Annotated in this window: 20 protein-coding genes and 2 tRNA genes; 4 read left to right on the top strand and 18 right to left on the bottom strand. The window is 64.0% G+C overall.

Features of this window, described 5'->3' with window-relative positions; all coding sequences use genetic code 11:
* Positions 1-347: 347 nt before the first annotated feature.
* The 4 genes from mobA to clpX form a co-directional block, all read right to left on the bottom strand.
* Positions 348-971 (bottom strand): molybdenum cofactor guanylyltransferase, encoded by a 624-nt coding sequence (gene mobA / locus MSP7336_RS14105; RefSeq protein ID WP_113964917.1) that lies wholly within the window; start codon positions 969-971, stop codon positions 348-350.
* The gene (locus MSP7336_RS14100) at positions 964-2,031 is read right to left on the bottom strand and encodes a 2-oxoacid:ferredoxin oxidoreductase subunit beta (protein ID WP_069394566.1); all 1,068 of its coding nucleotides are present in this window, start codon (positions 2,029-2,031) and stop codon (positions 964-966) included. Before MSP7336_RS14100 ends, mobA begins: the two co-directional genes overlap by 8 nt.
* Positions 2,028-3,983: a 2-oxoacid:acceptor oxidoreductase subunit alpha gene (locus MSP7336_RS14095; protein ID WP_113964916.1), complete on the bottom strand. Its 1,956-nt coding sequence runs from the start codon at positions 3,981-3,983 to the stop codon at positions 2,028-2,030. The genes MSP7336_RS14100 and MSP7336_RS14095 overlap by 4 nt, the downstream gene beginning before the upstream one ends.
* A 286-nt stretch (positions 3,984-4,269) precedes the next feature.
* Entirely contained in the window at positions 4,270-5,550 is a 1,281-nt protein-coding gene (gene clpX, locus MSP7336_RS14090; protein WP_069394565.1) for an ATP-dependent Clp protease ATP-binding subunit ClpX, read from the bottom strand.
* Positions 5,551-5,839: 289 nt separating this feature from the next.
* Between clpX and mmuM the strand changes: the two genes are divergently transcribed.
* The gene (gene mmuM, locus MSP7336_RS14085; protein ID WP_244917549.1) at positions 5,840-6,709 is read left to right on the top strand and encodes a homocysteine S-methyltransferase; all 870 of its coding nucleotides are present in this window, start codon (positions 5,840-5,842) and stop codon (positions 6,707-6,709) included.
* On the opposite strand, the gene clpP2 is transcribed toward mmuM, so the two are convergent.
* The 4 genes from clpP2 to MSP7336_RS14065 form a co-directional block, all read right to left on the bottom strand.
* A complete protein-coding gene (clpP2, locus tag MSP7336_RS14080; RefSeq protein ID WP_069394563.1) occupies positions 6,706-7,341 on the bottom strand; it encodes an ATP-dependent CLP protease proteolytic subunit ClpP2 in 636 nt (211 codons plus the stop codon). The genes mmuM and clpP2 overlap by 4 nt on opposite strands.
* The gene (locus tag MSP7336_RS14075) at positions 7,338-7,922 is read right to left on the bottom strand and encodes an ATP-dependent Clp protease proteolytic subunit (protein WP_084226311.1); all 585 of its coding nucleotides are present in this window, start codon (positions 7,920-7,922) and stop codon (positions 7,338-7,340) included. The genes clpP2 and MSP7336_RS14075 overlap by 4 nt, the downstream gene beginning before the upstream one ends.
* Before the next feature lie 106 nt (positions 7,923-8,028).
* A complete protein-coding gene (gene tig / locus MSP7336_RS14070; protein WP_113964914.1) occupies positions 8,029-9,408 on the bottom strand; it encodes a trigger factor in 1,380 nt (459 codons plus the stop codon).
* A 45-nt stretch (positions 9,409-9,453) separates the two neighbouring features.
* Positions 9,454-9,530: transfer RNA gene (locus MSP7336_RS14065), tRNA-Pro, on the bottom strand.
* A gap of 127 nt (positions 9,531-9,657) precedes the next feature.
* On the opposite strand from MSP7336_RS14065, the gene MSP7336_RS14060 reads away from it, so the two are divergent.
* Positions 9,658-9,728, top strand: a tRNA-Gly gene (locus MSP7336_RS14060).
* 94 nt (positions 9,729-9,822) lie between these two features.
* A complete protein-coding gene (locus MSP7336_RS14055; protein WP_113963955.1) occupies positions 9,823-11,013 on the top strand; it encodes a serine hydrolase domain-containing protein in 1,191 nt (396 codons plus the stop codon).
* A 14-nt stretch (positions 11,014-11,027) separates the two neighbouring features.
* Here MSP7336_RS14055 and MSP7336_RS14050 read toward each other — a convergent pair whose 3' ends face one another.
* The 3 genes from MSP7336_RS14050 to MSP7336_RS14040 all read right to left on the bottom strand — a co-directional run bounded on the left by MSP7336_RS14050 (position 11,028) and on the right by MSP7336_RS14040 (position 12,996).
* Entirely contained in the window at positions 11,028-11,834 is an 807-nt protein-coding gene (locus tag MSP7336_RS14050; RefSeq protein WP_113963954.1) for an Fpg/Nei family DNA glycosylase, read from the bottom strand.
* Positions 11,835-11,836: 2 nt separating this feature from the next.
* On the bottom strand, positions 11,837-12,316 hold the full coding sequence (locus MSP7336_RS14045) for a ribose-5-phosphate isomerase (protein WP_069394657.1): 480 nt from the start codon (positions 12,314-12,316) through the stop codon (positions 11,837-11,839).
* A gap of 68 nt (positions 12,317-12,384) precedes the next feature.
* Complete coding sequence (locus MSP7336_RS14040; RefSeq protein ID WP_069394559.1) at positions 12,385-12,996, bottom strand: Rv2466c family mycothiol-dependent reductase; 612 nt, start codon at positions 12,994-12,996, stop codon at positions 12,385-12,387.
* A gap of 142 nt (positions 12,997-13,138) precedes the next feature.
* On the opposite strand from MSP7336_RS14040, the gene pepN reads away from it, so the two are divergent.
* On the top strand, positions 13,139-15,700 hold the full coding sequence (pepN, locus tag MSP7336_RS14035; protein WP_113963952.1) for an aminopeptidase N: 2,562 nt from the start codon (positions 13,139-13,141) through the stop codon (positions 15,698-15,700).
* Here pepN and MSP7336_RS24265 read toward each other — a convergent pair.
* The 7 genes from MSP7336_RS24265 to MSP7336_RS14000 all read right to left on the bottom strand — a co-directional run bounded on the left by MSP7336_RS24265 (position 15,657) and on the right by MSP7336_RS14000 (position 23,628).
* Positions 15,657-16,067 (bottom strand): hypothetical protein, encoded by a 411-nt coding sequence (locus MSP7336_RS24265; protein WP_142706790.1) that lies wholly within the window; start codon positions 16,065-16,067, stop codon positions 15,657-15,659. The genes pepN and MSP7336_RS24265 overlap by 44 nt on opposite strands.
* 143 nt (positions 16,068-16,210) lie before the next feature.
* Positions 16,211-17,233, bottom strand: a complete 1,023-nt coding sequence (locus MSP7336_RS14025) for an ESX-1 secretion-associated protein (RefSeq protein WP_244917461.1) — start codon at positions 17,231-17,233, stop codon at positions 16,211-16,213.
* 134 nt (positions 17,234-17,367) lie between these two features.
* On the bottom strand, positions 17,368-18,171 hold the full coding sequence (locus MSP7336_RS14020; protein WP_113963002.1) for an ATP-binding protein: 804 nt from the start codon (positions 18,169-18,171) through the stop codon (positions 17,368-17,370).
* Positions 18,168-19,721, bottom strand: a complete 1,554-nt coding sequence (gene istA / locus MSP7336_RS14015) for an IS21 family transposase (protein WP_113963393.1) — start codon at positions 19,719-19,721, stop codon at positions 18,168-18,170. The genes MSP7336_RS14020 and istA overlap by 4 nt, the downstream gene beginning before the upstream one ends.
* 89 nt (positions 19,722-19,810) lie before the next feature.
* Positions 19,811-20,194: an EspA/EspE family type VII secretion system effector gene (locus MSP7336_RS14010; RefSeq protein WP_113963950.1), complete on the bottom strand. Its 384-nt coding sequence runs from the start codon at positions 20,192-20,194 to the stop codon at positions 19,811-19,813.
* Between the two features lie 120 nt (positions 20,195-20,314).
* Complete coding sequence (locus tag MSP7336_RS23570) at positions 20,315-20,713, bottom strand: hypothetical protein (RefSeq protein WP_139819758.1); 399 nt, start codon at positions 20,711-20,713, stop codon at positions 20,315-20,317.
* Positions 20,714-21,279: 566 nt separating this feature from the next.
* Positions 21,280-23,628 (bottom strand): TPR repeat domain-containing protein, encoded by a 2,349-nt coding sequence (locus tag MSP7336_RS14000; protein ID WP_113963948.1) that lies wholly within the window; start codon positions 23,626-23,628, stop codon positions 21,280-21,282.
* Positions 23,629-24,010 lie beyond the last annotated feature (382 nt).

Genomic DNA, 24,010 nt, shown 5'->3' with positions numbered 1-24,010 from the left:
TGACGACGTCAAAGGACCTGTGTTCCTGGCTCGCCGGATCCTTCGGCCCTCGGCAAGCAATTTGCTGGGTATCACAGACTCAATATTGTTGTCAGCGACTTTTGCGGAATTAGAGTGTCAGCCCGTGTGCGATCCCGACGGACGCCAAAACCACTGTGTCACAGTGCTTTACGGCCACACAACGCACGCCGGGAGCAACAGTCATTGTCCGCCTAGGCGGAAAAACGAGATACTTCCCTGTGCATTATGGCCCGATTATTACGAGAGCCGCCATGAATTACGCGTTCTTTTGACGTCGTATTCGCGTTGAGAAATGCTGAGCGATATTCGCCGATCAATTCTCGGTGTTAGCCGGCGAGCTGCAGAAGAGACCGCAGGTCATCCGCCGAGTTGATGTTGGAGAGCGCCCGCGACTCCGGCATCACGATCCGCTGAGTGTCAACATTGTCGACCAGTGCACGCATCGACCGCTCCCCCGCGGCAACGAGCGCATCGACTTTGGCCGCAAGGTCGGTTCGGTACACCCCGGCCAGGTAGTGGTCGCGGCCATCCCACGGCAGTGTCACTTCGGCACCGCTTTCAGCGGCGCGGGCAGCAAGGGTGTCGATCAGATCGGCGGTCAGCAGCGGCATGTCGACGGCGCACACGAACGCCCGCTCGGCGCCGGCCTCCCGTGCGGCACGCAATCCGCGTCCGGTCGCCAGCAACGGCCCCAGCCCGCGCACTTCGTCGCGCACCACTTCCGCCTGCAGTTTTGGCAGCCGCTGGCCCGGTGCGGCCACGACGAAAACCGGTTGACACCGTTGGGCGACGATCGTGACCACGTGCTCGACCATCGTGGTGGCACCATCCACACCGCTAATGCCTTTGGGCACCGGGAGAGTCGCTTTGTCGCGCCCCATCCGCCGCGACGCACCCCCCGCTAAAACCACCCCCGCCAACGAGGCCGGCCGGGCTGCCACGTCAGGCAACGGTCCAAGTGTCGCGGCCACGCAGCAGCGATTGCAGCGCGGTGCGATCGGCCGGCGCGGACTCGGCCGCGGCGCTGACCTGCGCCCGTGCGGCGTCGTCGTACGTCGGTCGGCTGACCTGACGGAAAATGCCCATCACGGCGTGCTCGAGGTTTTGGTCGGAGAGCCGCGACAGGGCGAACGCATAGCTGGCGTCGGCAGCGTGCGCGTCGTGCACGACGATCTCGCTGGCGCTGACATCGGCGGTCTTGGCCACCTCGAGGCCGAATCCGGCACGCACCACGCAGTATTCGTCGTTGGCGCCGAACACAATCGGTTCGCCATGGCGGACGTTGATCACTCGCTCTTCGGAGCCCTCTTTGCGCAGCGCGTCGAACGAACCGTCGTTGAAGATCGGGCAGTCCTGCAGGATCTCGACCAACGCCGAGCCGCGGTGAGTGGCCGCTGCCCGTAGCACCTCCGACAATCCCTTGCGGTCGGAGTCCAGGGCGCGGCCGACGAAGCTGGCCTCGGCGCCCAGCGCCAGCGACACCGGGTTGAACGGCTGGTCCAGCGACCCCATCGGTGTGGACTTGGTGACTTTGCCGACTTCGGAGGTCGGCGAATATTGACCCTTGGTCAGGCCGTAGATGCGGTTGTTGAACAGCAGGATCGTCAGGTTGACGTTGCGTCGCAGCGCGTGGATCAGGTGGTTGCCGCCGATCGACAACGCATCGCCGTCACCGGTGACCACCCACACCGACAGGTCATCGCGGGCCAGCGCCAAACCGGTCGCAATGGCGGGAGCGCGGCCGTGGATGGAATGCAGACCGTAGGTCTCCAGGTAGTACGGGAAGCGGCTGGAGCAGCCGATACCGCTGACGAAGACGATGTTCTCGCGGCGCAGTCCCAGCTCCGGCAGGAAATTGCGGATGGTGTTGAGGATGACGTAGTCACCACAGCCCGGGCACCAACGGACCTCCTGGTCACTGGTGAAGTCCTTGGCCTTCTGCGGCTCGTCGGTAGTGGGAACACCGCTTAGCGCGCTTAGTCCCAAGTCGTGACCGATGAGGTCAGTCATGATTCAACTCCCGCTCCAACCGTCGCCACTGCCAGTTTGGCGACCATCGTCTTGTCCCGCTCAATTTCGGCCAGCGTTCCGCCCAGCGCCGCGCGGATGACGCGCCCGATTTCGTCGGCCAAGAACGCAACACCTTGAACCTTGGTCACCGACTGGATGTCGACCAGGTATTTCCCGCGCAGCAGCAAGGCCAGCTGACCCAGGTTCATCTCCGGCGCCACCACCTTGGGGTAGCGGCGCAGCACCTCACCGAGGTTGGCCGGGAACGGATTGAGGTGTCGCAAGTGGGCATGGGCGACCTTGATGCCCTTGCGGCGCGCGCGCCGGCACGCCTCACCGATCGGACCGTAGGTGCTGCCCCAACCGATCAGCAGCAGTTCCGCGTCACCGGTCGGGTCGTCGACCTCGAGGTCCGGAACGCGGATTCCGTCGATCTTGGCCTGGCGCAATCGCACCATCAGGTCGTGGTTGGCGGGATCGTAGGAGATGTTGCCCGAACCGTTGGCCGCCTCCAGCCCGCCGATGCGGTGTTCCAGGCCCGGGGTGCCGGGAATCGCGAACTGGCGCGCCAGGGTCTCCGGGTCGCGGGCGTACGGCTGGAACGGTTCACCCGCTTGGGCGTAGGTGTGCTCGATCGGCTCGAGCTCGCTGATGTCCGGGATTCGCCATGGTTCGGAGCCGTTGGCGATGGCGCCGTCCGACAGCACGATCACCGGCGTGTGATACGACACCGCGATACGCACGGCTTCAAGAGCGGTGTCGAAGCAATCCGACGGTGAGCACGGTGCCACCACGGCAACCGGTGACTCGCCGTTGCGCCCGTACATCGCCTGCATCAGGTCGGCCTGCTCGGTCTTGGTCGGCATGCCCGTCGATGGTCCGGCGCGCTGGACATCGATCACCAGCAACGGCAACTCGGTCATCACGCCGAGCCCGATCGCCTCGGCCTTCAGCGACAGCCCGGGCCCCGAGGTGCTGGTGACGCCGAGCGCGCCGCCGTAGGCGGCGCCGAGTGCCGCGCCGACGCCGGCGATTTCGTCTTCGGCCTGGAAGGTGATGACATCGAAGTTCTTGTGCTTGGACAGTTCGTGCAGGATGTCGGAAGCAGGCGTGATGGGGTAACTGCCGAGAACGACCTTGATGCCGGCGAGGTGGCCGGCAGTGATGATGCCGTAGGCCATCGCGGTGTTACCGGAGATCTGCCGGTATTCGCCGGCCGGGAGCTTCGCCGCAGAGACCTCGTAGGTGGTACCGAAGGCTTCGGTGGTTTCGCCGTAGTTCCAGCCGGCTTTCAGGGCGAGCACGTTGGCTTCGGCGACGTCAGGCTTGCCGGCGAACTTGTGCCGGATGAACCTCTCGCTGGTCTCGATCGGCCGGCCGTACATCCAGGACAGCAGGCCCAGCGCAAACATGTTCTTGGCGCGCTGGCCGTCCTTCTTCGAGGCGCCGATGGCCTCGACAGCACCGAGGGTCAGCGTGGTCATCGCAACCGGTTGCACGACATATTCGGACAGTTCGCCGTTCTCCAGGGGGTTGCCTTCGTAACCGACCTTGGCCAGGTTGCGTTTGGTGAACTCATCGGAGTTGGCGATCACCAGTCCGCCGCGCGGCAGGTCGGCGATATTGGCTTTCAACGCCGCCGGGTTCATCGCGACCAGCACATCGGGCCGGTCGCCGGCCGTGAGGATGTCGTAGTCAGCGATTTGGATCTGGAATGACGAGACACCGGGCAGCGTGCCCTGCGGGGCGCGGATCTCGGCCGGATAGTTCGGCTGAGTGGCCAGGTCATTACCGAAGAGGGCGGCCTCGGAGGTGAACCTATCGCCGGTGAGCTGCATGCCATCACCGGAGTCCCCGGCGAAGCGAATGACGACGTTCTCAAGCTTCTTTCGCTTGGTTGCCGTGCCGGCTGAATGAGTCTCTGACCTGGCTCCGTCGTCGTTCGGACCCACGTCCCCGCCTTCCGTCACTGTCTGCCGCACGGGCGCCGCCGTCCGAGTGGACCCCCGAGTCGATTTTGTGTCACTGGCAGTACCGATTATTGCACTGCTCTTAGGGTTTCATTTGTGCCCGCCCGCACCCATACCGTACCGCCACGCAGGCAAAAAGCGAGGTCAGGCGCGCGGCACAGACGCAGACTCAATCCAATTGTGGTTTTCGTCACTGTGGTGCGAGGGTGAACTCTAAGAACAAACCCTACGCCTGAGTAACGTTAGCTAGCGCTCCCGGCGCCCCGAATTACGCGCTCTTGTCGCGGCGTTCGGTGCGCGACGGCTTGCGCGGAACGATCGTCGGCAGCACGTTGTCTTGCACGGTCTCTTTGGTCACCACGACCTTGGCGACGTCGTCGCGACTGGGGATGTCGTACATCACCGGCAGCAGGACTTCTTCCATGATCGCGCGCAAGCCGCGAGCACCGGTGCCGCGGTGGATCGCCTGCTCGGCGATCGCCTCCAACGCGTCCTGGGTGAATTCCAGCTCCACGCCGTCCATTTCGAAGAGCCGGGTGTACTGCTTGACCAACGCGTTCTTGGGCTGGGACAAGATCTTCACCAGCGAGTCCATATCGAGGTTGGTCACCGAGGCGACGACAGGCAGCCGACCGATGAACTCCGGAATGAGCCCGTACTTGATCAAGTCCTCAGGCATTACCTCGGCAAAGTGGTCGGTGGTGTCGATATCGGTCTTGGAGCGAACCTCCGCGCCGAAGCCCAGGCCGCGTTTGCCGACGCGGTCCGAGACGATCTTTTCCAGACCGGCGAACGCACCGGCCACGATGAACAACACGTTGGTGGTGTCGATCTGGATGAACTCCTGGTGCGGGTGCTTGCGGCCGCCCTGCGGCGGCACCGAGGCCTGGGTGCCCTCCAGGATCTTCAGTAGCGCCTGCTGCACGCCCTCGCCCGAGACGTCGCGGGTGATCGAGGGGTTCTCGCTCTTGCGGGCGATCTTGTCCACCTCGTCGATGTAGATGATGCCGGTCTCGGCGCGCTTGACGTCGTAGTCGGCGGCCTGGATCAGCTTGAGCAGAATGTTTTCGACGTCCTCGCCGACATACCCGGCCTCGGTGAGCGCGGTGGCGTCGGCGATGGCGAACGGCACGTTGAGCATCTTGGCCAAGGTCTGCGCCAGGTAGGTCTTGCCGCACCCGGTGGGGCCGAGCATCAAGATGTTGGACTTGGTCAGCTCGACCGGCTCGGAGCGGGAGTCACGACCCTTTTCGCCGGCCTGGATGCGCTTGTAGTGGTTGTAGACCGCGACGGCCAGCGTCCGCTTGGCGGTGTCTTGGCCGATCACATACCCCTCGAGGAATTCCCGGATCTCTGCGGGCTTCGGCAGCTCATCAAGCTTTACGTCGTCGGCGTCGGCGAGTTCTTCTTCGATGATCTCGTTGCACAGGTCAATGCATTCATCGCAGATGTATACGCCAGGCCCCGCAATGAGCTTCTTCACCTGCTTTTGGCTTTTCCCGCAGAACGAGCACTTCAGCAGGTCACCGCCATCTCCGATGCGCGCCATGGTGCTTGAAGGCCTACTTCCTTGTCCGAGTCTCGTCGTCCTGTCGCGTCCAGGTATGCCGCGTGCAATTCCCGACGCTACCCGCTTGTTCGGGCGCGACGCGACCGTTAAGGCCGAATCGCGTGCTTGATATTCATGAGTATTTGTTCTCTGACTGCCTGAGAACATATCGCCTGGCGACAGATCTCGCGCCCCACAACGCGCCACCGTGTCTTTGGCGTGTCGTGGCCGTTACTGGACCGAGAGCCGGGCAGCAGCACGTCCCTACAGTGGGCCTGTGGGATTTGCCGTGCCCGACGATACCGTGCTGCTCGGCGATGGCGGTCTGGCCACCGAGTTGGAGGCGCGAGGCCACGATCTTTCCGACCCGTTGTGGTCGGCGAGGCTGCTGGTGGACGCCCCGCACGAGATCACCGCCGTCCACCTAGCCTTCTTTCGCGCCGGGGCGATGATCGCGACCACCGCCAGCTATCAGGCATCGTTCGAAGGCTTCGCCGCCCGTGGCCTCGACCACGATGACACGGCGCGACTATTGCGGCGCAGCGTCGAACTGGCAGCGGCGGCCCGCGACGAGATCGGCCGTGGATACATTGCCGCCTCGGTCGGCCCCTATGGCGCCGCGCTCGCCGACGGCTCGGAATACCGCGGCCGCTACGGGCTGTCGACGACGCAGCTGGCGGCGTGGCATCTGCCCCGGCTCGAGGCACTGGCCGACGCGGGCGCCGACGTGATCGCGCTGGAGACCATCCCGGATGCTGACGAGGGCGCGGCGCTGGTCGACCTGGTGCGCCGGTTGGGCGTGCCGGCCTGGCTCAGCTACACCATCGATGGCACCAACACCCGTGCCGGGCAGCCACTGGCCGAGGCGTTCGCGGTCGCCGCTGGGATACCGCAGATCGTCGCCGTCGGTGTCAATTGCTGTGCGCCCGAAGACGTCTTGCCGGCCATCTCACTGGCGGGCCAGATCGGCAAGCCGGTGATCGTGTATCCAAACAGCGGCGAGCGTTGGGACACCACTCACCACGCCTGGATCGGTCCGCGGCGGTTCTCGACCGATATGGCCGCACAATGGGTTTCGGCCGGAGCGCGCATCGTCGGCGGGTGCTGCCGAATACGCCCGGTTGATATCGCCGGGCTGGCGGCCATAACGCGAAACTAAGCCGGCTGAGCCGAGAGCTTCCTGTACTCCAGGACCGTGTCGATGATCCCGTAGTCCTTGGCCTCTTCAGCGGTCAGGATCTTGTCCCGGTCAGTGTCCTTGCGGATCACCTGGGCGTCCTTACCGGTGTGCCGGGCCAGTGTGGTCTCCATCAGGGTGCGCATCCGCTCGATCTCGGCTGCCTGAATCTCCAAGTCGGAGAATTGACCCTGAATCACGCCGGACAACGACGGCTGATGGATCAGCACCCGGGCGTTGGGCAGCGCCATTCGTTTGCCCGGCGTGCCGGCGGCCAACAGCACCGCGGCCGCCGAGGCGGCCTGCCCCAGGCACACAGTCTGGATGTCGGCGCGCACGTATTGCATCGTGTCGTAAATCGCCATCAGCGAGGTGAATCCGCCCCCGGGGGAGTTGATGTACATCGTGATGTCGCGGTCGGGATCCTGCGACTCCAATACCAGCAGCTGGGCCATGATGTCGTTCGCCGACGCATCGTCGACCTGGACGCCGAGGAAGATGATGCGCTCCTCGAACAGCTTGTTGTAGGGGTTGGATTCTTTGACGCCCCAGCTGGAGTGCTCGATGAACGACGGCAGGATGTAACGGGCCTGGGGCTGGATTTCGGGATTCATGATGCGGCTCCGTTGACGGGGGCGTTGGTGATGATGTGGTCGACGAAGCCGTACTCCAAGGCTTCTTGAGCGGTAAACCAGCGGTCGCGGTCGGAGTCGGCCATGATCCGCTCCACCGGCTGGCCGGTGAACTCGGCGTTGAGCCGGAACATCTCCTTCTTGATGACGGCGAACTGCTCGGCCTGAATGGCGATGTCGGCGGCGCTGCCGGTCACCCCACCCAACGGCTGATGCATCAGGATGCGGGCGTGCGGCAACGAGTAGCGCTTGCCCTTGGTGCCCGCCGCCAACAGGAACTGGCCCATCGAGGCGGCCATGCCCATGGCATAGGTGGCGATGTCGCACGGGGCGAGCACCATGGTGTCGTAGATCGCCATGCCTGCGCTGATCGAGCCGCCCGGGGAATTGATGTACAGCGAGATGTCTTTAGCGGGGTCCTCGGCCGCGAGCAGCAGAATCTGCGCGCACAGCCGGTTGGCAATGTCGTCGTTGACCTCTGAGCCCAAGAAGATGATGCGCTCGGAGAGCAAGCGCTCATAGACCGAGTCGACAAGGTTGAGCCCCTGCGTGTTCGATCGCATGTCACCGCTCACAGTGGAGTACCTGCTTTCTCGTGTTCCATATGCACCGACACTAACCAACCGACGCCGTCGAACACTCCCCCAAGCCTGCGCGTTCGCTCACAGCTCACTCTTCGCCCGAGTTGTCGGCCCCCGACTCCTCGGTTTCGTCGGTCTCTTCGGCTTTGCGCCGGCCGAAGAACTCGCTGGTGTCGATCACGTTTCCGTCAGTGTCGGTGACCGTGGCCACCTCGATCACCTCAGCGATGGTCAGTCCGCGGCGCACATCAGCAAACATGGCCGGCAACTGGTTGTTTTGCTGCATAAAGGCCAACAGCTGCTGCGGTTCGACGCCGTATTGCCGCGACGTCACCACCAGCCGCTCGGTGAGGTCGGCCTGGGTTACCTGGATGTCCAGGTGGTCGGCCATCGAGTCCAGTAGCAGCTGGGTCTTGATCGCCTTCTCGGCGGCCGTGCGGGTCTCGGCGTCGAATTGCTCACGCGACGACCCCTGCTTGGCCAGGGCTTCGGCGAACTTGGCGTCGTCGTGATCGAAGCGGTGGATGGCGTTGTGCACCGTCTCGTTGACTTGGGCCTGCACCACCGCCTCGGGCAACGGGAAATCGACCTGCTCGAGCAGAGTGTCTATGGCGGCGGTGCGGATCTTCTCGGCCTGCTGGACCCGCTTGACCCGTCGCACCTGATCGGCCAGGTTAGCCCGCAACTCGTCGATAGTGTCGAATTCACTTGCCAATTGCGCGAACTCGTCGTCGGGTTCGGGTAGTTCGCGCTCCTTGATCGACTGGACGGTGACGGTCACCTCGGCCTCCTGCCCGGCATGCGGCCCGGCCGCCAGCGTGGTGGTGAACACCCGCGACTCACCTGCGGACAGTCCGACGATCGCATCGTCGAGACCCTCGATCAGCTGGCCGGAGCCGACCTCGTGCGAGAGCCCCTCGGTCGCCGCTTCCGGCACTTCTTCGCCGTCGATGGTGGCGGACAAGTCGATCGACACGAAGTCGCCGGTCGCGGCCGGCCGGTCGACCCCCGTCAACGTGCCGAACCGGGCGCGCAACGACTGCAACTCGGCGTCGATGTCGTCGTCGGTGACTTCGATGGGATCGACGGTGATCTTCAGCTCACTCAGGTCGGGCAGCTTGATCTCCGGGCGCACATCGACCTCGGCGGTGAAGACCAGTTCCTCGCCGTATTGCTTGTTGGTCACCTCGATCTGGGGCTGGCCCAGCGGCCGCAGCTCAGATTCGGTAACGGCCTGGGTGTAACGCTTGGGCAGCGCGTCGTTGACGACCTGGTCGAGCATCGTTTCGCGGCCGATGCGCGCCTCGAGGAGCTTGGCGGGGGCTTTGCCGGGACGAAACCCCGGCAGGCGCACCTGCTTGGCCAGCTCCTTGTAAGCCTCGTTGAAGTCCGGCTCAAGCTCGGTGAACGGCACCTCGACATTGATCCGAACCCGGGTCGGGCTCAACTGCTCGACGGTGCTCTTCACGGACATACTCCTCGGTGTCGGTTCTGGTGGTAAGGCGCGGCGGCCTGGTCGGGGTGACAGGATTTGAACCTGCGGCCTTCCGCTCCCAAAGCGGATGCGCTACCAAGCTGCGCTACACCCCGCGCTGACCTCGCGATCCTACGGCCCGACACCGCCCTGCCCGGCAGGGACCTCACGGCAAAATTGAGGAAGGGTGTCATTTGGATTTGATGTCCGAGGCGCCGTACAGTCTGGCTCGAGTTGTGCAATGCGGGCGTAGCTCAATGGTAGAGCCCTAGTCTTCCAAACTAGCGACGCGGGTTCGATTCCCGTCGCCCGCTCAAATGCCTTGCTTCCCCCGAGCTGACGGCAAGGCCGTTTAGGCTCAGGAGGCCGGTGAGGCTGAGGAGGCCGACCATCCACAACCGAGGCGCCATGGCCGACAGCACGGTCGACATCCAGGGCTCATGCGCGTCGCGCTTCGAGCGGGTACGCGACGCGTTCGAGCAGAACTTCGCCGTGCGCGGTGAGGTGGGCGCGGCGGTCGCGGCCTGGGTGGACGGCGAGCTCGTCGTCAACCTGTGGGCCGGTACGGCCGACGCCGCCGGGACCCGGCCCTGGCAGCAGGACACCCTGGCCACCATCCTCTCCAGCACCAAGGGGTTGACCAGCACCTGCGTGCATCAGCTCGTCGAGCGCGGAGAGCTGGACCTGTACGCCCCGGTGGCGCGCTACTGGCCCGAGTTCGGGCAAGCCGGCAAGCAGGACATCACCCTCGCCATGGTGATGAGCCACCGCTCGGGCGTCATCGGACCGCGGACCCGAATGCACTGGGAGCAGGTCACCGACTGGGATTTCGTGTGCGATCAGCTGGCCACCGCCGAACCGTGGTGGGAACCGGGCACCGCGCAGGGCTACCACATGACCACCTTCGGATTCATCCTCGGCGAGGTATTCCGCCGGGTCACCGGGCGCACGGTCGGCCAGTACCTGCGCACCGAAATCGCCGAGCCGCTGGGCGCCGAGGTCCACATCGGCTTGTCACGCAGCGAGCAGGGCCGATGCGCCGATCTGGTGAACAAGCCTCATATCCGGCAGATGCTGGCCGATGTCCAAGCTCCCGGTTACCCCACCACGTTGGCCGAACATCCCAAGGCGGGCCTGGCCGTGTCGATGGGGTTCGCCCCCGACGACGAGGTCGGCTCGAACGACCTACAACTGTGGCGCGAGCTTGAGTTCCCCGGCACCAATGCACAGGTGTCCGCCCTCGGTTTGGCAACCTTCTACAACGCGCTGGCCCAGGGCAAACTGCTGAGCCGCGAGCACATGGATCTGGTCCGGGTGTCGCAGGGCGGCCTGGAAACCGATCTGGTGCTGGGCCGACGGGTCGCCGATCACGGCTGGGGTCTGGGCTACATGCTCAACCAGCGCTGCGTCAACGGACCCAACCCGCGGATTTTCGGTCACGGCGGGTTGGGGGGCTCGTTCGGGTTCGTCGACCTCGAGCATCGGATCGGCTACGCGTATGTGATGAACCGGTTCGACGCCACCAAGGCCAACGCCGATCCGCGCAGCGTCGCATTGTCCGACGAGATCTACGCCGCGCTGGGGGTCAGGCGGAGCTGACGTTACGCCTAGTGTCACGTTTGACAGCTCGGGCACCAGAACACGTTGCGGCCCTCCAGGACGGCGGTACGGATCGTTGTCGCGCACACCCGACAACGCTCCCCGGCACGCCGATACACGTAGGTGCGCGGCCGATCCGGTAGGTATGACGGTGCGCCGCAATCATGTTCGGGACGAACCACGAAGATCTTGCCGCGGCGCAGCCCCACCTTCATCAGCGCGACCAGATCAGTCCACGCCGCGGTGAATTCCGCTTCTGTGATCGACCGGCCGACCCGGTGCGGATCGATGCCGTGGCGGAAAAGCAGTTCGCTGCGGTAGACGTTTCCGACGCCCGCGATGACCGTCTGGTCCATGAGAAGCGCTCCGATCGGCCTGCGCGACTTGCTGATCCGCGTCCATGCCCATGCCGGGTCGGCGTCGCGGCGCAGCGGGTCGGGGCCGAGCCGGGCCACCACTTCGGAGACCTGCGCGTCGTCGATGAGTTCGCACACCGTGGGACCCCGAAGGTCGGTGCCGTACTGGGCGCCGACCATCCGCATTCGCACCTGACCGACCGGTGCGGGCATCGCCGCGTCGGGCGGGCGCTCCCATTCGGTGAAGGAGCCGTAAAGACCAAGATGCACATGCACAATCGGGCCGCCGGCGTAGTGATGGAACAGGTGCTTGCCCCATACGCTGGTGCGTCGCAATACCTGACCGTCCACCGCGGCGGCCGACGCCGCGAACCGGCCCTGTGGGCTCGACACCGCCACGGGCGCGCCGGCGAACCGCCGTTGGTGCAGCCGCGCGAGTCGGTGCAGAGTGTGCCCCTCGGGCACGATCAGCCGTCGGCGCCCGGCACCGGCGGCGCCTGGTGAGTGCGTTCGTACTCGGTGAGGATGTCGATGCGGCGTTGGTGGCGTTCGGCTTCCGACCACGGGGTGGCCACGAACGCGTCGACGATGGCCAGCGCCTCGGGAACGGTGTGCATTCGCCCGCCGATGCCGATCACCTGTGCATTGTTGTGCTCACGGGCCAGTTGCGCGGTCTCCACGCTCCAGGCCAGCGCGCAGCGGATGCCCGGCACCTTGTTCGCGGCGATCTGCTCACCGTTGCCCGATCCGCCGAGCACGATGCCCAGGCTGCCCGGATCGGCCAAGGTGCGCGAGGCGGCGGCGATGCAGAAGGCCGGATAGTCGTCGTCGGCGTCATAGCTGAACGCGCCGCAGTCGACCGGCTCGTGCCCGGATTTCTTGAGGTGTTCGATGACCTGCTGCTTGAGCTCGTAGCCGGCATGGTCACCGCCCAGGTAGACGCGCATGCCGGTCATTCTGCCCGACCCCCGCTGGCGCGAGCGTGCGCGTCCCCGCTCGCGGGCGGAAGGGCCCGTCAGTCGAACGTCGGCGGCTCTGTGCGGGTTCGCTTGAGCTCCCAGAAGTGCGGGTAGGAGGCAAACGTCACCGAGGCATCCCACAGCTTGCCGGCCTCTTCGCCGCGCGGGATTCTCGAGAGCACCGGGCCGAAGAAAGCCACCCCGTTGACGTGGATCGTCGGCGTACCGACGTCGTCCCCGACGGCGTCCATCCCGGCGTGGTGGCTCTTGCGGAGCGCCTCGTCGTAGGCGTCGCTTTCGGCGGCCTCGGCCAACTCCGCGGGCAGGCCGACCTCGGCCAGCGATTGCCTGATGACCTCGTCGAGGTCCTTGTTGTCCTCGTTGTGGATGCGGGTGCCCATCGCGGTGTACAGCGGCGCGAGCACCTTGGCGCCGTGCGCCTGCTCGGCGGCAATCGCGACCCGGACCGGCCCCCACGCCTTCTTCATTCCCTCGCGGTACTTCTCGGGGAGGTCGTCACGGCCCTCGTTGAGGATCGCCAGGCTCATCACGTGGAAGTTGACCTCGATGTCGCGGACCTTCTCGACCTCCAGAATCCACCGTGAGGTGATCCACGCCCAGGGACACAGCGGATCGAACCAGAAGTCGGCTTGTGATTTGTCGGGCATAGCTGCATCCTCTCGTCGACGCGCGGTTAGTCGCCCAGCACAACCGTAGCCGCGGCAGAACTGTTCCCGCCGCCGCTGGATTTGCGCGGCGACCCGCTTCGCCCGGCTGCGCCGCGCTTGCGATCGCCTTTAGGTTGGACACGTGGCACTTCCCAACCTCACCCGCGAGCAGGCGGTCGAGCGCGCAGCGCTGATCACCGTCGACAGCTACCGGATCAGCCTGGATCTCGCCGACGGCAACGGCGCGCCCGGCGAGCGCACCTTCCGGTCGACCACGACCGTGGAGTTCGACGCACTCCCCGGCGCCGACACTGTCATCGACATCGCCGCCGACACGATTCACAGCGCAACCCTCAACGGCCGGGAACTCGACGTGTCCGGCTACGACGAATCGATCGGCATCCCGCTCAGCGGGCTGGCCGAACGCAACGTTGTCGTGGTGGATGCCGTCTGCCGGTACTCCAACACCGGCGAAGGTCTGCACCGTTTCGTCGACCCGGTCGACGACGAGGTGTATCTGTACTCGCAATTTGAAACCGCCGATGCCAAGCGAATGTTCGCTTGTTTCGACCAGCCCGACCTCAAGGCCACGTTCGACGTGACGGTGACCGCGCCCGCGCACTGGCAGGTGGTGTCCAACGGAGCCACCGTAAGCGTCGAGCACGGCGTGCACACCTTCGCCACCACGCCGCGGATGAGCACGTACCTCGTGGCGTTGATCGCCGGACCGTATGCCCGCTGGGACGACACCTACGTCGACGATCACGGCGAGATCCCACTTGGGATTTTCTGCCGGGCGTCCCTGGCGGAGTTCATGGACGCCGAGCGGTTGTTCACCCACACCAAGCAAGGTTTCGGCTTCTACCACAAGCACTTTGGTGTGCCGTATGCGTTCGGCAAATACGACCAGCTGTTCGTTCCGGAATTCAACGCCGGCGCAATGGAAAACGCCGGGGCGGTCACATTCCTGGAGGACTACGTCTTTCGCAGCAAGGTCACACGGGCATCATATGAGCGGCGCGCCGAGACCCTGCTGCACGAGATGGCACACATGTGGTTCGGCGACCTGGTCACCATGCGGTGGTGGGACGACCTGTGGCTCAACGAATCGTTCGCAACGTTCGCCTCGGTGCTGTGCCAAAGCGAGGCAACCGAATTCACGGAAGCGTGGACGACTTTCGCCAACGCGGAGAAATCGTGGGCCTACCGCCAAGACCAACTGCCGTCCACGCATCCGGTGGCCGCCGACATTCCCGACCTGGCCGCCGTCGAGGTGAACTTCGACGGGATCACCTATGCCAAGGGCGCTTCAGTGCTCAAACAACTGGTGGCCTATGTCGGGCTGGAGAATTTTCTGGCCGGTCTGCGCGACTACTTCCGCACACATGCCTATGACAACGCGACCTTCGACGACTTGTTGACCGCGCTGGAAAAGGCCTCGGGCCGCGACCTATCCGATTGGGGACGGCAGTGGCTGAAGACCACCGGCCTGAACACATTGCGCGCCGATTTCGACGTCGACGCCGACGGAAAGTTCACCCGGTTCGCTGTCACCCAAAGTGGCGCCGCGCCGGGCGCCGGTGAGACGCGGGTGCATCGACTTGCCGTAGGTATCTACGACGACGATGGAACCGGCAGGTTGGTTCGCGTGCATCGCGAAGAGCTCGACGTCGAGGGTGCGAGTACGGAAGTGCCTGCACTGGTTGGAGTTCCGCGAGGCAAGCTGGTCCTGGTCAACGACGACGACCTGACCTACTGCTCGCTGCGGCTCGACGCCGTCTCGCTTGAGACCGCGCTGGAGCGTATTGCCGACATCGCCGAGCCGCTGCCGCGCACGCTGGTGTGGTCGGCGGCCTGGGAGATGACTCGGGAGGCCGAGCTGCGGGCCCGCGACTTCGTGGCGTTGGTGTCGCGTGGCGTCGTCGCCGAAACCGAAGTCGGGGTGGCGCAGCGGCTTTTGATGCAGGCGCAGACCGCGTTGGGTTCTTACGCCGAGCCGCAGTGGGCCGACACCGAAGGGTGGCCTGCGTTCGCGGACCGGTTGCTGGAGTTGGCCCGTGACGCCGAAGCGGGATCGGATCACCAGTTGGCGTTCGTCAACGCGCTGTGCTCGTCGGTGTTGTCCGAGCGCCACACGTCGGTGTTGTCGGCGTTGCTCGACGGGGATCCGGCCCGGCAGGGTCTGGCCGGCCTGACCGTCGACACAGACCTGCGCTGGCGCATCGTCACCGCGCTGGCCAGATCCGGGGTGATCGATACCGACGTCATCGACGCCGAGGTACAGCGCGACCCGACCGCTGCCGGCAAGCGGCACGGCGCCCAGGCGTCGGCAGCCAGGCCGCAATTGGCGGTCAAAGAAGAAGCGTGGACCACGGTGACCGAAGACGACACGCTGCCCAATGTCACCGGCCGGTCGATCATCGCCGGCATCGTCGCGCCGGGTCAGGCGGAGCTCTTAAAGCCGTTCACCGAGCGGTATTTCGCGGTGATACCCGGTGTGTGGGAGCGCCGGTCCAGCGAGGTCGCGCAGACGGTGGTCGTTGGCTTGTATCCGTCGTGGGACATCACCGACGAGGGCATCGCCGCCGCGGACAGGTTCCTGGCGAATCCCGATGTGCCGCCGGCATTGCGCAGGTTGGTGCTCGAGGGGCAGGCGGGAGTCAAGCGCGCGTTGCGGGCCCGACGGTTCGACGCGGGCGTCTAACGTTCTTTGCCGGGTCGGGGGTGCACACGGCGAGGAACGTTTTGCCGTCCTTGGCCGCCACGTCGGCGGGGTTGAGCCAACCGACGCCTTGGAACCAATAGGTGTCGCGCGGGTGCTGGTCGGATCCTTTGATGACCTCGGCGAGGTCCGTGCTCGTCCCCCAATGGCTGGTACCGCCGTGGGGCGAGAGGAACATCGACTTCTCGGCGCGCCAATCGAATCCGTCAGGCAGCGGCTTCGAGACTTCCAGGCCCGCTGGATACGGTCCGTCGAGCGTGAAATATTCGATGTCCACGCCGGTTTCACTGCGCGAGCTCAGCTTTAACTCTGTCCTCCCCGGCTCGAAGGACACGCTGATGTCGGTCACGCCCACGCATCGTGATCCCGTCCAAATCTGCAGTTTTCCGTCGGTGACACGCGCACCGAAGGCCGGGTCTAACGACGCCTTTCCCAGAGGATCACATCCGGTCACCAACGTCGCTAATACCAGCAGCGCACCGACCCTGCGCATCACTCGTAGCCCCCGTCATGCAAACCGGCGTCCACCTCGAACTTGTTCGGCGTACCGAAGAGCTTCTCTCGTACCGATGCCGCGATGTATTCCGCGCTCATCCGCACCGGGCCCAATCGGGCCCATTGCTGTGAGTGTCGCTCCTCGTGGTGCAGTACGCGATCCAGATCCAGGGCGGTTTCGTACGGCTTGCCGTGGCTGTCCATCTGCCAGCTGTTTCCGGAATGGACGATATCGCGGAGCTGCTCAGCGGGGTCGTCCGAGCGATCGATGTTGGCCAGGAAAACGTCACCGTGGGTGTTGCCTCCCTGCACGCTGAGATGGTCCGCCGGCCAGCCACCGAGGCCCATCAACATCCCATTGGGGGTCGTGACCAAACTCCCGCCCGTACCGTTGACCACCCAGGCTTCGTCGTAGCTCCAACTGTTGGCTTTCTGCCGGTCGACGATCCGCTGAACCTCCGCCGCGGAGTACGGGGTCTCGGGGAAATCGTTCTGCACGCCCGGCGGCTGTTTACCGTAGCCGGTACCCGCGTTGAGGATGTAGGTCATCAGCGTGGCTTTTTGCATGTCGGCCGGGCTCATGCCGTTGGGGATCAGGAAGAACGACTTGCCTTCTTTGTCCTTGATCTCCTCCATCCCCTCTAGCACTTTGAAACTGTCCGGAGTGATGTGCTGCTCTCTGGCGATCTTGACAATTTCCTGCGGCGGCACGCCGTTGCGCTCGGCGTTTTCCAGCCATCTCTTGTAATAGCCGTCCGGACTCGGACCAGTGAGCAGACCGGCGTCCCGCAACGCCTGCTCGTATTTGTTCACTGGTTCAGGGTCGCCGGGGCCCGGCTCGCCGGGCCCCTTGCCTTCCTTTGGTCCACCGAGGGCTCGGTATTCCTCGCCGATGGCCCGGATCCGCTCGCCAATCGCGCTGAGGTCACCGTTGCTCTGCTTGATGACGTCAGAGACATCGCTAATTCCCTTGCGGGCGATAGGTATTAACGCCTGTTCACGGTCCGCACCAGGTGGCACTGTCGATGCAGCATCTTGCACCCACTGCTTGTCGCCTGCCAGGGTGATGGGACCACTGGTTTGCCATGAGGATGGGACCAGTTCGTCTTCCGGTCACGGGCCGTGTTGATGGTGACTGACGGAGCCGTTGCCGGTCAATCCGACGCAGTCGGAGGGACCGGCTTTGGCTTTTGGCGTTGCCGGTAGGACTGGCCTTCGACGACGAGTTCGTAGGCCGCTGATTGCAGCCGGTCCATCGCTGATTGGGCCAGTAGCGGGTCGGCCATCATGGTCAGGATCTCGGGTGGTTCCCGGTTGCTGGTGATGATCGTGGAGGCCTTGCGGTGGCGCTCGACGATCAGCTCGTAGAAGTCCGTCGTTTCGGTGGCCTCCAGCCGGTGCAGCGCCAGATCATCGACGATGAGCAGTTCGACGCGATGCAGCTTGCGCATCTCGTCTTCGTAGCTGCCGTCCAGGCGTGCCCCGCGCAGGCGTTTGAACAATTTGTCGGCCCGCTCGGTGTGCACGCTGCGCCCGCGGCGGACGGCGATATGTCCTAATGCGTTGGCCAGGAACGTCTTTCCCACTCCGACCGGCCCCATGATGAGCACGTTGTAGGCATCGGCCAAAAACCGCAGCGAGGTCAGCTCGGCCCACAGCTGCTGATCGAAGGCCACCGCGGCGGAGTCGTCCCAGGCCTGCAACTGCATCGCCGGATCGAGGTGGGCGGCCTTGGCGCGTCGGGCTGCGGATTCGCGGTCGCGGCGGGTGACCTCGTCGGCGAACAGCAGCTCCAGAAAATCGTGATGCGGCAGCCGGTTGGTGCGGGCCAACGCCAACCGTTCGGGCAGGGTGTCGAGCAGCTGACCCAGCTTGAGGCGACGCATCAACGCTTTGAGGTCGGCGGAGACCTCGATCGGTTTGACCGCCGGCGCGGCGTCGGGGCGGGTGGGGCTCACGAGGGCCTCCGCACCGCGAAATCCGAACTGTGGCGCACGAACCGCGACGCCTGTGCCGGCGGTTTGGGTATCAGCGGGAGTTGTTCCCCGCCATTGCGGGTCAGGATCCGTTCGATGAGCCCGACGTCGATGACCTCGGCGTCCAGAGCGCGCCGGCAGGCATCGTCGACCGCGGCGCCGCCGTGGCGGCGCACCAACCCCAGCAACCGGTAGACCTGGCGCATCTTGGTCCACGGCAACGGATGCTCGAGCACCGCGGACGCATACGTGCCCACATAAGCGCCGTGCGCGGCGGCCTTGCGCTGCAGCGTGGTGATGTCACGCATGGCATAGACCGACACCTCCGAGGGCAGATCAGCCGGATCGGTGTGACGGCGGCCGGGCGCCACCCGCGGGTGGACCTTGATCAGCTCACCACGCCAGTACAGCTTCACCGAGTGCGCATCGGCGCGGGCAGCGATGCGCTTGCCGATCAACTCACCGGGCACGCTGTAGAGCGCCTTGGCGACCTGCACATGCCGATCCGGGGCCACCTTCGGGTGCGTCCAGACCGGAACGTCGAACACGGTGTCGGGCACCGGCTTCAGCGCCGGGAGTTCGTCAGCGGTGAACACCTCGGCCGGACGAAGCCGGGTGGTGCCATGGATGCGCATCCCCGCGGTATCGCGACACCACTGCTCGGCGCGGCTACGACAGTCATCGAGATCCCGGAAGTCTTCTCCGGCATAGAAATTCGACCGCACATAGGACACCATGCGCTCCACCCGCGGCTTATCTTTCGGGCTGCGGACCCGCGCCGGATCGATCGCGAACCCACGCGACTGGGCGTACTCACGGAAGGAATCATTGAGCCGGGGCTCGGTGGCATCAGCGGCGATGACGATGGCCTTCATGTTGTCCGGTATCACCACCGAAAACACCCCACCGAAGAACTTCCACGCCGCCTCAAACCCGGCGACCACATCGGCTAGGGTCTGGCGGTAGGTGGGCCAGACGAACATGTGCCGTGAGTACACCGCGGTAAAGATCAACCCGTGCACCACCCGACGGCGACCATCGCTAGCGTCGGTGAGCATGCCGAGCCGCCCGAAGTCAACCTGCACCTCCGCGCCGGGTTCACAATCGGCCACCGGCACCGTGGCCTGGCGCCGACCGAAGTCCAATTCAGTTGTGGCATAACGATTCAGAGTCCGATACGACACCACCACACCCCGACGTCCCAACAAGGTGTGGACCTTGGTCAACGTCAGCCCGTCTTTGAGCCAGGCCTTGATCCGTTCATGCTCGGCGGCGATAGCTTCCCATGCCAGGCTCTTGCCGGCCGGCCGATGCGGGCGAACCTCGGCGATCACCGCCGCGATCAACTCATCAGACAGCTGACACTCACCGCCGTCACGGTCGAGCCCACACGCCCGCGCCCGATCGACATACCGGCGCACCGTCTTACGGTCGGTTCCCGATAGCCGGGCCACCTCCCGCAATCCCCGCCCCTGCAACCACAGCCGCAGCATCTCCACAACCTCGATCACCGACACCTCCCGGTAGCTCATTTGGCCAATACAGCGGCCCAACAACCGGAAGACCCGAAGCCACGCCGGGGTGGTCCCATAACTGGCAAAACGCCAGCCAGGTGGTCCCATCAATGGCAAACAGGTGGTCCCATGCTCATGGCAAAACCAGCACTGAAGTGGTCCCATTCACCTGGCAGCCGACACTGCTTTATCTCGTCGAGGTTCCGCCGCCCGGCAATCACGACCGCAGCAGAGCGATCCACTTCGGCGCCGAGCCGCTGATCGAGTCCGGCCATGTGACCGAGCACGCGGGCCTGCGTGCTGTTCGCCTCCGAGTAAGCGTCGGCCGCTGCGCCCGTCCACCGCGAGCCCGGCGCCGCCGCCTCGACACCGGTCTGCATCTGGCGCAAGGCAGAGCTGTTGTCGAATTGAGCGCCATCTTGCGGGTGACCCTGCCCCATCGTCGAGCGGGCATTCGACCAGACGGTGTAAAACTCATCGAGCCCGCTCACAATACATAAGTCTAGGTGCGCCAGGGCTTGGCATAGCGCGGCAAATCTCGTCGGAGTCGAGCAAGCGACGTCGGGCTGCGCAAAGAACTCATTACATCAGAAATTGCGGCAGCAGCCGTCTTAAGGCTTTCCTGTCGCCGCCCAGTACGCCTGACGGAGATCCTTCGATATGTGCGATTCCGCATCATCGACACCCCTGAGGTACGTCGCCAGGCTGGCGTAATAATCGGCGAGCGCATCGCTACCCAGCTTTTTGTCGATGTCCTCCGGCGACATCAACTCGCCGTTCGCGAAGTACTCAGGTGGCAGCCCCGGGTTAGTTCCTTTTGGGAGCACGGCCTTGGCGGTCAGATAGTAGGCACGGTTTTCCGCATCCTGCACGGTGGGGACTTTTATCCCAGAACGTGACGCGCCGACGGTGACCAGACCCAAAAGCCTTCCCGCTACCTGCGGACCCTGGGGAAACGTTGCCGCCCGCTTGCCAACGCCCTCAGCGAACCTCTCGATGTAAGCATCCATGTGTCTGTAAGCCGCCTCCGAGAAGTCGGACGCAGCTACCGGGTCTGTATTCAATAGAGTAAATATCGAGCGCGCATAGACAATGGCTGACGCGCAATCCTCGCCTAATAAGTCGAATCCTCGGCTATTGCTTGAGTCGCACGCAATTGCCCCTTGGAAAGGGGTCAGTGCAGCGGCGTATCCTTGCACCAACTTCGGGTTCAGTGCTCCAAGGTCCCGGTGTTTTAGACCGAACCGCCCAGTACGCACGCTGAGAAGCTCGGACTCATGCGTGCCCAGGAACCTCGCCAGGGCGTGAGCAGTTTCGCCCGCCCGGGTCGCGACCACCGAATCTGTCGATGCGGCGTCACGGGGGATCCACCCAAAAAGTCCAGCGGCGCTCGCTCCGCCATCGGGCCATTTGTATGTGCTCAAGCTGGATAGGAAATCCGCGCCCCCCGGACCAGCTACTAGGTCGTGAATCTGGCTTGTGTCGCCGGCAGGCGGCAACGCGGGTGTCGAAGCGGTGCAGCCGGCCAACAGAAGCATAGCCGCGGCAATGAACTGGGCCAGCCGTATCATTGCCATCAACGAGTTACATTTTCGTAGCTGTCGCGAAATTTCACATCAACGTCGCTACCAAGACCATGCTGCTCAAGATACTCATTCAAGCTGGCGTAATAGCTGGCCAATTCACCCGAGCCCAAATTTTCGCTGTTTTGAATTTCCGTGGGACTCAATAAGTGGCCATCGGGTGCAAAATATTGCGCCGGTATATGCGAATTAGGATCATTCGCAATCAACGGACTCGCGATTGTATAGTAGGCCAGGTTTTGCTCGTCTTGTATCGATCGGTGTTCCACCACATGACCATTCTCAAGTGTCGGCTCTTTGCCGAGGAAAGCGTCATTAATCGTACTTTTACCTAGCTCGTTGATGATACCGCCGACGCCGGGTATGTGGCTCGTGGCTTGGCCGAACATGAAATCCAAAGCGGTCTTCTTGATGTCATACGCCGCTTTGGCGTTCGCCAGCGACTGCTCGTTGCTGTAACCGGTCGCGTCCTTGGCCCCGGCTTCGACCAAGCCGGCAAGTGCTCCCGCCCTAGCCATATCGAGTCGATGAGGACTACTGGGGTCATTGACATCGCCCTCACTGGCCGCGACGCCGAATTCGTGCTCGTAGCGAAGGGCGTGTTCATAGGCTGCTTGGTTGAATGCGTTGGCCGCAGTATTCGGATTCTTGGGATCCCAGTCTGAATCCATGATGGCGAACAGCTGCCGAGTCTTCGGAAGCTCGCCATGCTCAAACCCATCGAGTGCTGTGAATCCCTTGGTGCCGTGATAGTCCCCCACCATGGCGTCCTGATACGGGATCAGTGCGTTGGAATACCCGCGAAGCAGGTCGGGATTGAGCTGGCCAACAGTGGTATGTGTGTGCGTAAACGGATTCGTTTCAATGTTCAGAAGGCCTTTGCCGGCGTCACTACCGAGGTAGCTGGCAAGCGCATGGGCCGTTTCTCCGGCGCGGGTAGCGACCGCGTCGTTGCTTGACCCGGCGGCATCGTGGATCCAGTTCGTCAACGTGCTTGCTGCAGCACCGTTATCCGCCCAGTCATGGGTACTCATGTTCTGCAGCAGCGTCTGCCCGTTCGGACCGGTGAGCACGTCGTGATCAACGATGGTGTCCCGCCCTGCGGCGCGGAAGATATCTTGAACGGTCGGGTCGACCTGCTGTTGGTTGGGTTCGACGTTCGCGGGGTTTTTGTTGTCAATCTGTTCGGCGGCTAGCATCTCCGCGCCTTTGTCCAGCAGCGCGTGATCAAGATATGTTCCCTGCTGTAGCGCCGGGTTTCCGTCCTGAACGATGCCGGCCAAGTCGCGCAGTTCGTTGATCGTCGGGTAGCCCGTGACAGATGCCGACGGACCGCCCGGAACTGGAAGCGAATGCGTTTCGGCCGCCGGCCGGGTTAGCACATCCCTGACCGAGGTGGGCAATTGGTCCGCTCCGCCCTGGACTGTCTCGGTGGGGGGACCAAACACGGACCAGGTCACCTTTGTGTAGTCGAATTTATCGCTGCTCATCATCTGCAGCGCGTCACCGATCAGATGTTTGTCTTCGCCGAGGCGTTGCTCGGCTGCACGGATGTCGCTGACCGACATGCCGTTCATCTGCGATTGCATCTGCCCCAGAATCAGCTTCTGGTGGTCGGTCAGGTCGACGTGCCGTCCTGCTTCGTAATCGGCTTGCTGCTGAGGAGATAACGCCAGCCCCGACCGAACCCGCGCCAATTGTTCCGGCGTCGCCGTGCCGGCCAACACCTGACTCACATCGAAGTTAGCCTGGCGGAACTCCGGCGGGTACTTTTCTTCGGGGCCGAATTTGTTTATGTCTCTCGGGTCTTTGGGATCTGTCGGGTTGCTGGGATCCTTCTTGCCGTCCTTGTCGTCGCCAAGCGCCTGGTACTCGTTGCCGATGGTCTGAATCCGCGCACCGATGGCATTGAGGTCGTTGTTGGTTTGCCTGACGACCTCGGCCACATCACCAATACCCTTGCGCGCGATCGGCATTAGCGCCTGCTCACGATCCACACCCTGCGGCACCGTCGAGGCCGCATCCATCACCCACTGCTTAACCTGATCCAAGTTCTGCCGCCCGGCAGCCACCACAGCCGCCGAGCGATCCACCTCAACACCAAGGCGTTGATCAAGCCCCGCCATCTGCCCCAACACCCGACCCTGCTTGCTGTTGGCGTCGGCATAGGAATCAGCCGCCGCACCCGTCCACCGCGATCCCGGCGCCGCCGACTCCACCCCACTTTGCGCCTGCCGCAACTCACTGCTGCGATCAAACTGCGCACCCTGTTGCGGTGTGCCTTCCCCCAACGTCGAGCGCGCATTCGACCACGTCGACAGGAACGCATCAAGCGCACCCACTCGGCACCCCTTTCTAGGAGTCAGTGTCCGCATAATTCTAATGGCCCGCGCTATGACCCCTTGACATGAAGTTTGAGTTGCTGACTGAAATCCCCTCTGACTGCCCGCAATTGCGCCGGCCGGTATATTGTTTGCGGCCTCCCGCCGTCAGCCGTGCCCGTCCGATCAGCCGACCGGCGGATCGACGGCGGGTGAGCGCGGCTCCGCTAAGCCAGCCAAAATGCAATTCGGATAAACCGCGAAGATTCTTATCGCGTCCAAGGTCCGAGTATCGATCTCAGGTACGGACGAGCTCCCTCGTTCACGTCGGTATCGCCTGTGGAATCCGCCGTGGTGTCAACAGACTCGACGGTGTCGGCCGCCTTTACTGTCGCCGGCAGCT

The organism is Mycobacterium shimoidei (genome assembly GCF_900417275.1).
Lineage (GTDB): Bacteria > Actinomycetota > Actinomycetes > Mycobacteriales > Mycobacteriaceae > Mycobacterium > Mycobacterium shimoidei.
The sequence above is the reverse complement of the archived record's forward strand: the minus strand, read 5'-3'. Positions and strand labels throughout refer to the sequence as shown.

Bases quoted from the DNA above. Each gene is read 5' to 3' on its own strand.
- MSP7336_RS14100 (WP_069394566.1), bottom strand. From the start codon at position 2,031: ATGACTGACCTCATCGGTCACGACTTGGGACTAAGCGCGCTAAGCGGT.
- clpX (WP_069394565.1), bottom strand. From the start codon at position 5,550: ATGGCGCGCATCGGAGATGGCGGTGACCTGCTGAAGTGCTCGTTCTGC.
- clpP2 (WP_069394563.1), bottom strand. From the start codon at position 7,341: ATGAATCCCGAAATCCAGCCCCAGGCCCGTTACATCCTGCCGTCGTTC.
- MSP7336_RS14075 (WP_084226311.1), bottom strand. From the start codon at position 7,922: ATGCGATCGAACACGCAGGGGCTCAACCTTGTCGACTCGGTCTATGAG.
- MSP7336_RS14055 (WP_113963955.1), top strand. From the start codon at position 9,823: ATGGCCGACAGCACGGTCGACATCCAGGGCTCATGCGCGTCGCGCTTC.
- MSP7336_RS14045 (WP_069394657.1), bottom strand. From the start codon at position 12,316: ATGCGCGTCTACCTGGGCGGTGACCATGCCGGCTACGAGCTCAAGCAG.
- MSP7336_RS14040 (WP_069394559.1), bottom strand. From the start codon at position 12,996: ATGCCCGACAAATCACAAGCCGACTTCTGGTTCGATCCGCTGTGTCCC.
- istA (WP_113963393.1), bottom strand. From the start codon at position 19,721: ATGAGCTACCGGGAGGTGTCGGTGATCGAGGTTGTGGAGATGCTGCGG.
- MSP7336_RS23570 (WP_139819758.1), bottom strand. From the start codon at position 20,713: ATGGATGCTTACATCGAGAGGTTCGCTGAGGGCGTTGGCAAGCGGGCG.